Annotated in this window: 8 protein-coding genes and 1 tRNA gene; 5 read left to right on the forward strand and 4 right to left on the reverse strand. The window is 41.6% G+C overall.

All coding sequences use genetic code 11. The features are described from left to right. Window positions 1–302 precede the first annotated feature (302 nt). A complete protein-coding gene (locus AACU25_RS26935) occupies window positions 303–503 on the reverse strand; it encodes a hypothetical protein (RefSeq protein ID WP_096580936.1) in 201 nt (66 codons plus the stop codon). A gap of 10 nt (window positions 504–513) precedes the next feature. Further along, window positions 514–2256: a potassium-transporting ATPase subunit KdpA gene (gene kdpA / locus AACU25_RS26940; RefSeq protein WP_096580938.1), complete on the reverse strand. Its 1743-nt coding sequence runs from the start codon at window positions 2254–2256 to the stop codon at window positions 514–516. A gap of 390 nt (window positions 2257–2646) precedes the next feature. On the opposite strand from kdpA, the gene AACU25_RS26945 reads away from it, so the two are divergent. Genes AACU25_RS26945 through AACU25_RS26955 form a run of 3 tightly spaced genes read left to right on the forward strand, consistent with a single transcriptional unit; the run spans window position 2647 to window position 5201 of the window. Next, on the forward strand, window positions 2647–3348 hold the full coding sequence (locus tag AACU25_RS26945) for a Uma2 family endonuclease (protein ID WP_190445825.1): 702 nt from the start codon (window positions 2647–2649) through the stop codon (window positions 3346–3348). Window positions 3349–3403: 55 nt separating this feature from the next. Then, window positions 3404–4507, forward strand: coding sequence for an ATP-binding protein (locus AACU25_RS26950; protein WP_096584118.1), 1104 nt, complete (start codon window positions 3404–3406; stop codon window positions 4505–4507). Between the two features lies 1 nt (window position 4508). Next, window positions 4509–5201 carry a response regulator transcription factor gene (locus AACU25_RS26955; protein ID WP_096580940.1) on the forward strand — a complete coding sequence of 231 codons (693 nt, stop codon included), beginning with the start codon at window positions 4509–4511 and terminating at the stop codon, window positions 5199–5201. A gap of 10 nt (window positions 5202–5211) precedes the next feature. On the opposite strand, the gene AACU25_RS26960 is transcribed toward AACU25_RS26955, so the two are convergent. After that, window positions 5212–5285: transfer RNA gene (locus AACU25_RS26960), tRNA-Val, on the reverse strand. A 660-nt stretch (window positions 5286–5945) separates the two neighbouring features. On the opposite strand from AACU25_RS26960, the gene dxs reads away from it, so the two are divergent. Both dxs and AACU25_RS26970 read left to right on the forward strand, forming a co-directional pair. After that, window positions 5946–7853, forward strand: coding sequence for a 1-deoxy-D-xylulose-5-phosphate synthase (gene dxs / locus AACU25_RS26965; RefSeq protein WP_096580942.1), 1908 nt, complete (start codon window positions 5946–5948; stop codon window positions 7851–7853). A gap of 487 nt (window positions 7854–8340) precedes the next feature. Continuing rightward, the gene (locus AACU25_RS26970) at window positions 8341–12771 is read left to right on the forward strand and encodes a two-partner secretion domain-containing protein (protein ID WP_096580944.1); all 4431 of its coding nucleotides are present in this window, start codon (window positions 8341–8343) and stop codon (window positions 12769–12771) included. Here AACU25_RS26970 and AACU25_RS26975 read toward each other — a convergent pair. Further along, a complete protein-coding gene (locus tag AACU25_RS26975; RefSeq protein ID WP_190445826.1) occupies window positions 12764–13129 on the reverse strand; it encodes a hypothetical protein in 366 nt (121 codons plus the stop codon). The two genes, AACU25_RS26970 and AACU25_RS26975, sit on opposite strands and share 8 nt — an antisense overlap. Between the last annotated feature and the right edge of the window lie 126 nt (window positions 13130–13255).

Below are 13255 nucleotides of genomic sequence, written 5' to 3' on the forward strand. Positions count from 1 at the left end.
ATTATGGGAACTGAGGAGATAATACCAATTCAAAATTCAAAATTCAAAATTCAAAATTAAGAATCAAGACAGCACAAACTTTTGGGGCTGTGCATCTGTCGCATTCTTTTTTCAAAAAGGAAGACAACAGGAGTAGAAAACAAACTGTGTGATAAATTTATGAGGTCTTTTGCTGCCTTGAGGCTGATAGTTGAGCCTTAGAACCTGAACGTCGAGCCTTTGAGGCTGACAGTTGAGCCTTTGAGCCTGAACATTGAGCCTTAGAACCTGAACGTTGAGCCTTTGAAGCTGACAGTTGAGCCTTAGAACCTGAACATTGAGCCTTTGAGCCTGACGATTGAGCCTTGAAACCTGAAAGTTGCACCTTTGAGCTTGAAAGTTGCGGTTTTGAGCCTGAGAGTTGCACCTTTGAGCTTGAACATTGCGGCTTTGATGTCGGAAGTTGCACCTTTGAGCCTGAAAGTTACACCTTTAAAACCAATGCCCAATGCCCCATGCCCCATGCCCTATGCCCTATCCCCCATGCCCTAGATAAAAAGCTTCACCGATGGGGCCAAATGCTAGAACTGGGAAGAATGTCAGTGCACCAAGGATTAAAATTACGCCTGCGGTTACGCCTGTAAATAGTCCGGTGTCAGTTCGTAATGTGCCAACGTTGAAAGGAACTTGCTTTTTGCGGGACATACTATCTGCTAATAACAGCAAACCGATAATGGGGATGTAGCGTCCAGCCAGGAGACTGAAGCAAGTACTCAGGTTCCACCACAAAGCAGTTGCGGTAGTTTTTGCACCAGTGGCGATCGCTATTGGTGAGGGTTGAGAATCGCCTAAGCCTTCAAATCCCGAACCATTATTAGCTGCTGCGGAGGCATATTCGTAAATGACTTGGGCAAAACCATGAAAGCCGGGGTTGCTAATTCCTGCTAATTGGTCAGGAAATGCTAAAGCGATGCCGGCAGGAATCATAATGGCAATGGGATGAACTAAGAGAATCAAAAAACTCGCCAGTACCACTTCCCGCTTTTCGATTTTGCGTCCCAGAAATTCTGGTGTACGCCCTACCATTAAACCTGTAGCAAATACTGCCAAAATCAAGTAAGCAAATAAGTAAGCTGTGCCTGTACCTTGTCCACCCCAAATAATTTGCAGAAACATATTTGACAGGGTGACAAAACCACCGTTAGGCATAAAAGAGTCATGCATACTGTTAACAGCACCAGTCATTGTGCCTGTTGTCACTGTGGCAAACAGCGCTGACTGCGCCCAACCAAACCGCACTTCTTTACCTTCTAGATTTGGTTGCGTATTTCCCAGCAGTGCATTGACTGCCGGATTACCGTTATATTCTCCAATAGCATTAATAATTACAAATGCTATGAAGATTACAGCCACCATCCCGTAGACTAACCAAGCTTGTTTGGTGTTGTTAGCAAACAAGCCATAGGTATAAATCAGAGATGTGGGTATGGAAATCATCGCCACAATCAAAATTAAGTTAGAAAACCCATTGGGATTTTCAAAAGGATGTGCTGAGTTGATAGCGAAAAAGCCGCCGCCGTTTTCTCCTAATTGCTTGATGATTTCAAAATGAGCCACCGGGCCGCGTGCGATCGCCTGACTAATGTTAGGGTCTTCTAAGGTGGGTAATACAACTGCCCCTGCTAAGGTTTCGGGAACACCCGCCGCCATCAAAGCAATACCGCCGACAATACAAATAGGTAGCAAAACCCGCGTAATTGTGCGAATTAAATCTACATAGAAATTGCCCAAAGGTCTACCAGTCAACCCCCGAATAAAAGCAATTCCTACCGCCAACCCTGTGGCGGCTGAGGTGAACATATGATATCCCAGCCCCCACATTTGACTGGCATAGCTCAGATAAGTTTCACCAGAATAATGCTGCTGGTTGGTGTTAGTAATAAAGGATATGGTTGTGTGTAATGCTGTATCCCAAGTAGGCGCACCTATCTTAGTAGGATTAAAGGGCAACCATCCTTGGCTCATAATAATGAAGAATATCAGCAACCCCATCACCACATTGCTGTACAGAATAGCTCTTGCATACTGCCATCCTGTCATATCTTCTTTTGTGGCAACACCAACCAAAGAATAAAGTATTCGTTCAATTGGGTTTAAAACTGAGTCAAGAAAAGTGCGCTGTTCTTGATAGACACGCGCCATATATCGCCCAAAAAAGGGAGTAATTACTACCACAATTAATAGCGTTAATGCTATTTGAATCCATCCTTGTAGCATGAGTTATACCAATTGATAATTCTTAATTCGTAATTTTTCATACAAATTGTTAATTTACTTCCATCATCAATTGGCTTTTGAGAAAATACAAGATATAGAAGATATAAAAACAAGTTTATTTTTGATTTAGGGAGCGTTTATTATTTCTATATCTAGCGTTTAGAGCGTTTAGATAAGTAACTAAACAAAAATATTCACAGCTTTAAATTGCATCATTTTCATGTTGGTAAAAGCTGTAAGCTCTCTCCCTTGCGCCCTGCCCCCTGCCCCCCTGCAGCGTCAATATGCTTTCTTATATGCTTAGACAGCTTATCTTTAGGCTGGGCATTGCCGACATAAATCTTGCCTCTTTAGAATGAAATTAATAGTTAAATTGCTGTGGAGCAAAATATGATTACACGCCCTAACGCAATTATCATTCCTCTCTCAACCCTTCCACCTTTAGAAAACGGTGATAAACTTACCCGCGCTGAATTTGAGCGTCGTTATCATGCTATGCCGGAAGTGAAAAAAGCGGAACTCATTGAAGGAACTGTATATATGGCATCTCCATTACGAGTTACAGGTCATGGTGAACCCCATGCTGATATTATTACTTGGTTGGGACTTTACAAAGTGGCTACACCAGGCGTTAAACTCGCTGATAATTCCACTGTACGCCTAGATGCAGATAACGAACCTCAACCAGATGTCTGTTTAAGAATCGCTAACGGGGGACAAACGTGTGTTAGCGATGATGACTATATCGAAGGTGCGCCAGAGTTAATTGTGGAAATTGCAGCTAGTAGTGTTTCTTTAGATTTACACGACAAGTTAAAAGTATACCGTCGCAATCAAGTACAAGAATATTTAGTTTGGCGAGTTTATGACGGTGAATTTGATTGGTTTAAGTTACAAGAAGGCGAATATATAAAGCTTACACCTAATGCTGATGGTGTGATTTGTTCCCAAATATTTCCGGGTTTATGGTTAGAAAAAGCGGCATTATTAACCGGAAATTTAGCTAGAGTCTTAGAAGTTTTACAGCAAGGTTTGACAAGTGTAGAACACCAGAGTTTTGTAGAAAATCTCAGGATAAAGGATGAAGTATGAAGGATAGCTGACAAATGCCCAATGCCCAATGCCCCATGCCCAATGCCCCATTCCAATGAAACTATTTTCTGCGAAATTACTATCTAATAACTCCCAATTGAGCAGATTGACAGTCATATCAAGCCTGTTTGTTGCTGTCATGCTGATGGAGTTTTCTACACCAACTGAATATGTATTTGGCTATCTTTATACAGGGCCAATATTATTAACAAACTCATGGTTTGGGGGGATTGCAACCTTACAAGCAACCTTGATTGCTGTATGCTTAACGATTTTAAATCTTTGGTTACCAGAGGGTGGAGTGATCAAAGCATCCACAATTGCCAGTCGTGCGATCGCTTCAATGGCGTTGATCGTCACAGGTATTTTAAGCGATCGCCTGCGTCGTTCTCAAGATGCGATCGCCCTCACCCGTGCCAAGCTAGAATCGCAAGAGGAATTAGTCAAACTCCGAGAAGATTTCGCCTCAACGCTTACCCATGATTTAAAAACACCATTGCTAGGTGCAATTGAAACTATCAAAGCCTTTCAACAAGAAAAATTTGGCCCGGTATTACCAACCCAGCAACAAGTCTTAGCCACAATGGCGCGCAGCCACCAAACTTCCCTACAACTTTTAGAAACTTTATTAGATATCTATCGCAACGATACTGAAGGCTTAAAGCTGGACTTAGCACCTGTAGATTTAACCAACTTAGCTGAAGATGCATCTAGTAGTTTAATCGAATTAGCTGCTAATCGTCGTGTTCATCTCTCGATGAGTTATGGTGATTCTGATTGGCGACGTGCATTGTGGGTTCAAGGTGATGCACTGCAACTCCAAAGAGTTTTTAATAATCTGTTATTGAATGCAATTAATCATTCCCGGCGGGGTGCAAGGGTAGAAGTAGTTTTAGAAACCCAAGCCTCTTACCAAGTAGTCAAAATTTTGGATACAGGTGCAGGTATTGCGCCAGAAGAGTTTCCTTATTTATTTGAACGATTTTACCAAGGACATAGCGATCGCCAAGCCAAAGGTTCAGGATTAGGGCTTTACCTATCTCGGCAAATTATTGAAGCTCACGGAGGTATAATTTGGGCAGAGAACAAAGTACCCACTGGTGCGATGTTTGCTTTCAAACTGCCTGTTTACCCATTTCAATCTGCTGTTACTGTGTGAAATGTCCTCTACCCCAATCAAAATTCTCCTTGTCGAGGACGATGAACTCTTCCGCTTGGGTTTGCGCGTACGATTGCAACAAGAACCAGGGTTAGAGATTATCGCTGAGGCTGAAGATGGTGAAACAGCTATCGAGTTAGTTAAGCAAACACTTCTAGATGTGGTGCTATTAGATGTGGGTTTACCAGGGATTGGCGGCATCGAAGCTTGCAGACAAATTAAGCAGCAAAATCCCTCACTACCAATCTTAGTTCTCACTTCGCATTCCCAAAAGCCGCTAATTACCCGATTAATTGAAGCAGGCGCGCAAGGCTACTGTCTCAAAGGAATTGCGGCAGAAAAATTAGTGTTAGCACTGCGTTCCGTCGCCGCAGGTGCTTCATGGTGGGATGCAACTGCAACCCAAGAAATTCGTTCTTCTTTGACTGCTGAACCATCACCATCTGAATTAGAAAGCATCACAAAGCCTTCCAATCCCCTAACTGTACGCGAACAGGAAATTCTATCGCTATTAGCTGCTGGTAAAACTAATCAAGAAATTGCTCATGCACTATATATTGCACCGGGAACAGTGCGAGTTCATATCCATGCGATTTTACAGAAATTAGAAGTGAGCGATCGCACTCAAGCTGTGATTGTTGCTTTACAAAAACAGTTAATCAAAAGTAGCTCTGAGGCTAACAAAATTTTATAGTGTACAGCAATGGACGTAACTGGATTCGAACCAGTGACCTCTACGATGTCAACGTAGCGCTCTAACCAACTGAGCTATACGTCCGTAACACACGATTAATGAATATAGCAGATCTATTTACTATAGGCAAGCAATTTTTGCGATCGCCTGAAAATTTACCCACTCATCTACACTCCATTTGTTGTCTATTTTGTCAATGAGTAAATATTCAACCTCACCTTGATGATATTTCTCAAAATATGGTTCTGAAATATAGCGAAAGATAAATATTTAATATTCTGAAAAATCAGTATCATGAGATACTTCGCCATTTAAATAGATTGTGATAAATATTTCTGGGATAAATATGTTGAATATAAACTGGAAAAATTGACTAATTCACTGACTATTTAGCAAATTATTGTCTTTGGCTGTTGATTTATTTTCACAATAATTTCAAAGGTTTGCCAGCAGGGTAAGCAGGTAATTATACGGTAAAGCTAGTAAAAAAATATGGTGATGAATGCATTCCTGCCAGCAACTTTTATTACATTTTGTTAAATTAAATAGAGCCAACCTTCCCCAACTTCTTGTTGAGAACGATGGGGTTGTTTATCAATCAGGAAATTAATAGTAAAACATGGGCAATTATCGAATGACTTTTTGAGACAGCAAGTTATTTTAAGTATGCTTCTGCAAGCAACATTACCGTGGGAAAATCAAAGAATATTCAGAAGTAGAGATTAGAGAGGAAAACCCTATAATATGCATCTGAGCGAAATCACCCATCCTAACCAGTTGCACGGTTTATCGATTCGGCAGCTACAACAGATTGCGCGTCAAATCCGAGATAAGCACTTACAAACAGTAGCAGCAACTGGGGGACACCTGGGGCCAGGTTTGGGTGTTGTAGAGTTAACTTTAGGGCTTTACCAGACACTGGACTTAGATCGGGATAAAGTTATTTGGGATGTAGGGCACCAAGCTTATCCCCATAAACTAATTACAGGTCGTTACAGCAACTTCCACACTTTGAGGCAAAAAGAGGGAATTGCTGGTTATCTCAAACGGTGTGAAAGCAAGTTCGATCACTTTGGTGCAGGACATGCTTCTACCAGTATCTCAGCAGCTTTGGGTATGGCTTTAGCCCGTGATTTAAAAGGGGAAAAATTTAAAGCCGTAGCTGTAATTGGTGATGGTGCTTTAACTGGTGGGATGGCCCTAGAAGCCATCAACCATGCAGGACACTTGCCAAAAACTAACCTATTAGTTGTTCTCAATGACAACGAGATGTCTATCTCGCCCAATGTGGGTGCAATTCCCCGCTACCTGAATAAAATGCGTCTCAGCCCACCTGTGCAGTTTATTAAGGATAATTTTGAGGAACAATTCAAGCATATTCCTTTTGTTGGTGAATCCTTATCTCCGGAACTGGGACGCATCAAAGAAGGGATGAAGCGGCTGGCGGTTCCCAAAGTTGGGGCTGTTTTTGAAGAACTCGGCTTTACCTATATTGGGCCAGTAGATGGGCATAATTTAGAAGAATTAATTGCTACCTTCCAACAAGCACATCAGATCCCAGGGCCAGTTTTGGTGCACGTAGCGACTGTCAAAGGCAAAGGTTATGAACTTGCCGAACAAGACCAAGTTGGCTACCATGCTCAAAATCCTTTCAATCTCACAACTGGTAAAGCGATTCCTTCTAGCAAGCCTAAACCACCTGCTTATGCTAAAGTCTTTGCCCACACTTTAGTTAAACTCGCTGAACAAAACCCCAAAATTATCGGGATTACGGCGGCGATGGCTACAGGTACAGGTTTAGATAAACTCCAAGCTAAATTACCCAATCAATATATTGATGTTGGTATTGCCGAACAGCACGCCGTTACTTTAGCGGCTGCACTTGCTAGTGAAGGGATGCGCCCCGTAGCCGCTATCTACTCTACTTTCTTGCAACGCGCTTACGACCAGATTATTCATGATGTCTGCATTCAAAACCTGCCTGTATTTTTCTGTTTAGACAGGGCGGGAATTGTGGGTGCTGATGGCCCCACCCATCAAGGTATGTATGACATTGCTTATCTGCGTTGTATTCCTAACATGGTCTTGATGGCACCCAAAGACGAAGCTGAACTACAACGGATGATTGTCACAGGTATTAACTATACCAAAGGTGCGATCGCTATGCGTTTCCCCCGTGGTAATGGCCATGGCGTACCCTTGATGGAAGAAGGCTGGGAACCTTTAGAAATCGGTAAAGCCGAAATTCTCCGCACCGGGGATGATGTGTTAATTCTCGGCTATGGCACAATGGTTTACCCCAGTATGCAAGCTGCAGAAATTCTCAGCGAACATGGTATTGAAGCTACTGTAGTTAATGCTCGTTTCGCTAAACCATTAGATACTGAGTTAATTTTGCCATTAGCTAAGAAAATTGGTCGCGTCGTCACCTTAGAAGAAGGCTGCGTCATGGGTGGCTTTGGTTCTGCGGTAGCTGAAGCTTTACTTGATGCTGATGTTGTCGTTCCCGTGAAGCGCATCGGTGTCCCAGATATCTTAGTAGATCATGCGACACCAGATGAATCTAAGGCTGAATTAGGTTTAACTAGCCATCAAATCGCAGAAAGAGTTTTGCAAGCTTTCTTTGAGCGGCAACTATCTACTGTTAGCTAGTTAATTGTTACCGAGAATTACTGAATTAATCAAGGATAATAGCTATAAAATACACTCTACGGTTAAGCTGTAGGGTGTATTTTTTTGGGAATAGTTAAGATGAAAATTATACCAATTCGTAATTTATAGTTCGTAATTCGTAATTAAGAAGGCTAGATATATAACAGGTTGAGTCCTTTGGATCTGTTGGTGATTGTAGAGAATTGGTATTAGCGTAGTAGGATGTGTTAGCGATAGCGTAACGCATCAGCACCAAAGCTGAGATTTTTTCAGAAATCAAATCGGATTCCTATCGAGAATGGATATGAGAGTAACCCTAGCACAATTGATGAATTTGAATTGAGTGCGATCGCACAGCATCTTTCTTTAAAACAGCAGCGAATCTCACGATTTTTTATGATTTATTATTGCAGATGTTCAGGCAGAAATAGTGATATATCTAATGCCATGAGATAGTGCATCTATAAATCTCTTAAGGTAATCATAAATGCCTGAGATCCAAAATTTTTTGCAAAAATTTTTCATACCTTCCCTGCTTTTCCTTGTCAGCACACCAGCTAAGGCACAAATCACTCCTGACAATACCCTGGGTGCAGAGGCTTCTACCATTACACCAAACACGCTGATTAATGGTGCAAATGCAGATTTAATTAATGGTGGCGCTCAAAGGGGTAGCAATCTTTTTCATAGTTTTACTGAGTTTAATATTAATGATGGGCAACGTGTATATTTTGGCAACCCCTCTGGAGTACAAAATATTTTAACGCGGGTGACAGGTGGGAATGCGTCAAATATTTTGGGGACTTTGGGTGTCAATGGAATTGCAAATTTATTTTTAATTAATCCTAATGGCATTGTATTTGGAAATAATGCCAGTTTAGATATTCGGGGTTCATTTTTAGCAACAACAGCGAATGCTTTACAGTTTGGCAATCAGGGAATTTTTAGCGCCACAAATCCCCAAGCACCGCCATTGTTGACAGTGAATCCTTCGGCGTTGTTGTTTAACCAAATTAATCAAAATGCAGCGATTCAAAATAACTCCATTGCACCAGCTGGAATAGACCCTGCAGGTGTGAATGTATTAGGTTTGCGCGTTCCCGATGGCAAAAGTTTGCTTTTGGTCGGTGGTAATGTGAGTATGGATGGAGGATGGGCGATCGCAAATGGTGGACGCATCGAGTTAGGCGGTTTAAAAGCAGCGGGAAGTATTGAAATTCAAACTAATGGGGATATTTTCAGTTTGAGTTTTCCCGATGGTGTACAACGGGGAGACATATCGCTCAATAATAAAGCTATAGTGGGCGTTATTGGTGCTGGTGGCGGTAGCATTGCAGCCAATGCTAGAAATATAGAAATCTTAGCAGGTAGTGAGTTTTTTGCTGGCATAGGGTTAGGTTTAGGAAATGCTAACGCTCAAGCCGGAGATATTACAGTTGATGCTACAGGGAAAATTCTGCTTGCAGGGACAGATAGCCTAATTTTTAACTCAGTACAATCTCAATCAGTCGGTAATGCAGGTAATATAACAATTAAAACTAGCTCTCTTGAAGTAACAGATGGGGCTCAAATTGATTCTTTAACTCGTGGAAGAGGTAATGCAGGAAATATTACGATTCAAGCAAAGGATGCAGTTACTTTTGATGGGGTAGATAGCAATGGATTTCCTAGCGCTTCTTTCAGTGATGTACAACCTGGAGCTATAGGAAACGGTGGCAAAATAAATATTACGGCTGGTTCATTGTCTTTAACTAATGGTGCTGAGTTAGGGGTTAGTGTCCGTGCAGCCACTGATGTACTTGCTGGTGGTCAAGGTATTGGTGGAACTATAAATATTGATTTGCGTGATGACCTGACAATTTCAGGTGCAAATAGCGGAATATTTGGTGATCTTGGTACTGGTGCTACAGGAATTGGAGGAAATCTCAATATTAAAGCTAGAAACATTTTTGTAAAAGATGGTGGGTTAATAAGGTATAGCACTTTTGGTAATGGTAATTCGGGTAATATTTCCATTACATCTAGTGAGGCAATTTTTATAGATGCTGCGGATATCGTCAACAATGTTCAGAGTAATGAATCTGTAGGAAATGCTGGCAATATTGACATTACGACTGGTTCACTTTCTGTAACGAATGGTGCTCAAATTAACTCCTTTACTCGCGGACGAGGTAATGGGGGAACTATCACAATTCAAGCCAGAGATGCAGTCACTTTTGATGGAATAGATAGTAATGGTAATAAAAGTGGATCATTTAGTAGTGTACAAGCTGGTGGCGTGGGCAATGGTGGCAATATAAATATCACTGCTGGTTCATTATCTCTGACTAACAATGGGCAATTAGGGGTTAGTGTGCGCGAAGCTTTTGACACAACTGCTGCTGGTGAAGGTATTGGTGGCACAGTAGATATCAATGTGCGTGATGCATTCACAATAGGAACAAATAGTGGGATCTTTGGGAGTTTGGGTAGTGATGCTGTAGGACGTGGTGGAAATATTAAGGTTCAAGCTGGAAATATTTTTCTAAGAGATGGTGGAGAAATAACTTCTAGTACTTTTGGTAAAGGTGATTCGGGTAATATTTCTATTACAGCCCGTGATGCAATTTCTCTAGATAAAGAAGGTATTTACAACAATGTTCAGAGTAGTGATGCTGAAGGAAATGCTGGCAATATCGATATTATTACTGGTTCACTTTCCGTAACCAATGGCGCTCAAATTAATTCCTTTACTCGCGGACGAGGAAATGCAGGAAATATCACGATTCAAGCCAGGGATGCAGTAACTTTTGATGGAGTAAACATTAGCAACGGATTTCCCAGTGGTTCATTGAATAATGTAGCTACTGGAGGTATAGGAAACGGTGGGACTATCAACATCACAGCTGGATCTTTGTCGATCACAAATGGTGGAAATTTACAAGTTGCTGTCCGTGAAGCATCTGATGCACTTTCCGGCGGGAAAGGTATTGCTGGTACTTTAAACATTAACGTCCGCGATGCTTTAACCATCTCTGGGGTAGATAGTACAATATTTTCAAACTTAGGCTCTGGTGCTGAGGGGCGTGGTGGTGATATTAACATTTTTGCTGGAAATGTTTTTATCAAAGATGGTGCAGAAATCAGTTCCAGCACCTTTGGTGAAGGTGATGCAGGTAAAATTTCCATTACAGCTCGTGACACGGTTTCTCTATCTGGAAAAAAATTCAGCGCGATTTTAAATAGTGTTGATTCTGGAGGAATCGGTAACAGTGGAGGTATTAGCATTAATACAGGTTCACTATTTGCCAGTGATGAAGCCAGAATTTTATCAAGTATTTCTGGACGCGGAAATTCGGGAGGAATATTCATTGAAGCTCGTGATACTGTTTCCTTAACAGGAGTAGGCGATCTTAATCTTGGTAGAACTAATTTTGATGCAGATGGAACTATATTCTCCAGCAGTGTTAATTTTGGGGGTGTAGGCAACAGTGGTGGTGTAGTTATAAAAACTGGCACTTTACGCTTAGATAGTTCTCAAATCAATGCCAGTACAGCAGGAACAGGTAATTCCGGTAGCATAATAATTGAGGCAAGAGACCAAGTAGCCCTAGTACAAGGCTCAGATATGTTCTCTGAAGTGACCTGTGCTTGTGAAGACAATGGAGGGGGAGTGGGTGGCATTGGGAATGGAGGAGATATCCAGATTACAACAGGTTCCTTCTTGCTAGATGTAGGTGCTAATTTACGTGCAGATACAGAGGCTCGTGGTAATGGCGGCAATATTATCATCAATGCACGAGATAGTGTTACCTTTAGCGGAGATTTAAAACCATTTTGGGGTGGTGCCTATACCCAAGTTGAACCTGAAGCAGTTGGTAAAGGTGGTGATATCATCATCAATACACCTAATTTATCTGTTTCTGGCAACCAAGAAATAAACACCAGAACTCAAGGACAAGGAGATGCGGGGAATATATTGATTAACGCAAACTCTATTGCTATTGCAGGTTCTGATGTTTTTATTACCAGTGGGGCTAGTCAAGACGGACGGCTTTCAGGAACATCAGGTAAAGGTGGAGATATTAATATCTCTACAAATTCCCTACTTGTAACTGATGGTGCCACGCTATCAGCTAATACAGAAATTCAAAATGCTGCTGGAAATATTAATATCAATGCATCTCGGCTGACTCTAAACAATCGAGGCTCTATCACTTCGGAATCGATCGCTGATGCTAATGGTGGCAATATTAAACTTAATGTTAACGACTTTTTGCTGATGCGTCGTGGTGCTCAGATTTCCACTACCGCAGGCACTACCCAAGCTGGCGGCAATGGCGGTAACATAACTATAAATACACCTTTCATAGTTGCTGCACCTAACGAAAACAGTGACATCACAGCTAACGCCTTCTCTGGTGCAGGTGGCAATATTAACATTTTTACTCAGAATATTTTCGGTATAGAGTCCCGCCTCAAACCATCACTGCAAACAAATGATATTACGGCTAGTTCTGAATTAGGGGTACAAGGACAAATTGAGATTCAGCAACCAGAAGTCCAACCAACGCAAGAATTAATCCAACTACCCAACGAATTCATTGACGCGAGTACTAAATTTTCCCAAATCTGCCCCACAGACCCTAACCCGAAGCCGTTAGGCAAATTTATTGTGACTGGACGCGGTAATTTACCACCTACCCCACTGGAATTTTTAACGGGTACAAGTATCCAAATACCCTTGGCGACTCTGGAAGAGCAAACCGCGACGCTAATCAATAAGCCGACTGCGGTAAGTAACAATGCGAATCCAGAAATTATCGAGGCGCAAGGTATGATTAAAACTGCTAACGGTGAAATAGCGCTGGTTGCCAATGCACCGCAGGCAACTCCATCATCGCCTCCAACGGCTGCTGTATGCCCTGTGTCTAGGTAAAAATTTCAGCGATCGCAATTACTATATTGGCGATCGCAATTACTATATCGGCGATCGCAATTACTATATCGGCGATCGCAATTACTATATTGGCGATCGCAATTGCTATATTGGCGATCGCAATTACTATATCGGCGAACTCAATTACTATATTGGCGATCGCAATTACTATATCGGCGAACTCAATTACTATATTGGCGAACTCAATTACTATATCGGCGATCGCAATTACTATATTGGCGATCGCAATTACTATATCGGCGAACTCAATTACTATATTGGCGAACTCAATTACTATATCGGCGATCGCAATTGCTATTTCGGCACAAAATTCAATTCTGAATTCTGACCGAATCAAAAAGGATACAAGCCCCTAAATTTATTTATGGAGAGGAAAGAAAGTGAAACAACATTAATTCAAGCCCCCGGATTTATCCTGGTCGTGCTTTAATTTTGAATTTTGAATTTTGAATTTTGAATTCGG

The sequence above is a fragment of the Tolypothrix tenuis PCC 7101 genome (genome assembly GCF_963874875.1).
Taxonomy (GTDB): Bacteria; Cyanobacteriota; Cyanobacteriia; order Cyanobacteriales; family Nostocaceae; genus Aulosira; species Aulosira tenue.

Excerpts from the sequence above, each read along its gene's own strand:
- AACU25_RS26945 (WP_190445825.1), top strand. The coding sequence starts at position 2,647 with ATGATTACACGCCCTAACGCAATTATCATTCCTCTCTCAACCCTTCCA.
- AACU25_RS26970 (WP_096580944.1), top strand. The coding sequence starts at position 8,341 with ATGCCTGAGATCCAAAATTTTTTGCAAAAATTTTTCATACCTTCCCTG.
- AACU25_RS26955 (WP_096580940.1), top strand. The coding sequence starts at position 4,509 with ATGTCCTCTACCCCAATCAAAATTCTCCTTGTCGAGGACGATGAACTC.
- dxs (WP_096580942.1), top strand. The coding sequence starts at position 5,946 with ATGCATCTGAGCGAAATCACCCATCCTAACCAGTTGCACGGTTTATCG.
- AACU25_RS26935 (WP_096580936.1), bottom strand. The coding sequence starts at position 503 with ATGGGGCATGGGGCATTGGGCATTGGTTTTAAAGGTGTAACTTTCAGG.
- AACU25_RS26950 (WP_096584118.1), top strand. The coding sequence starts at position 3,404 with ATGAAACTATTTTCTGCGAAATTACTATCTAATAACTCCCAATTGAGC.
- kdpA (WP_096580938.1), bottom strand. The coding sequence starts at position 2,256 with ATGCTACAAGGATGGATTCAAATAGCATTAACGCTATTAATTGTGGTA.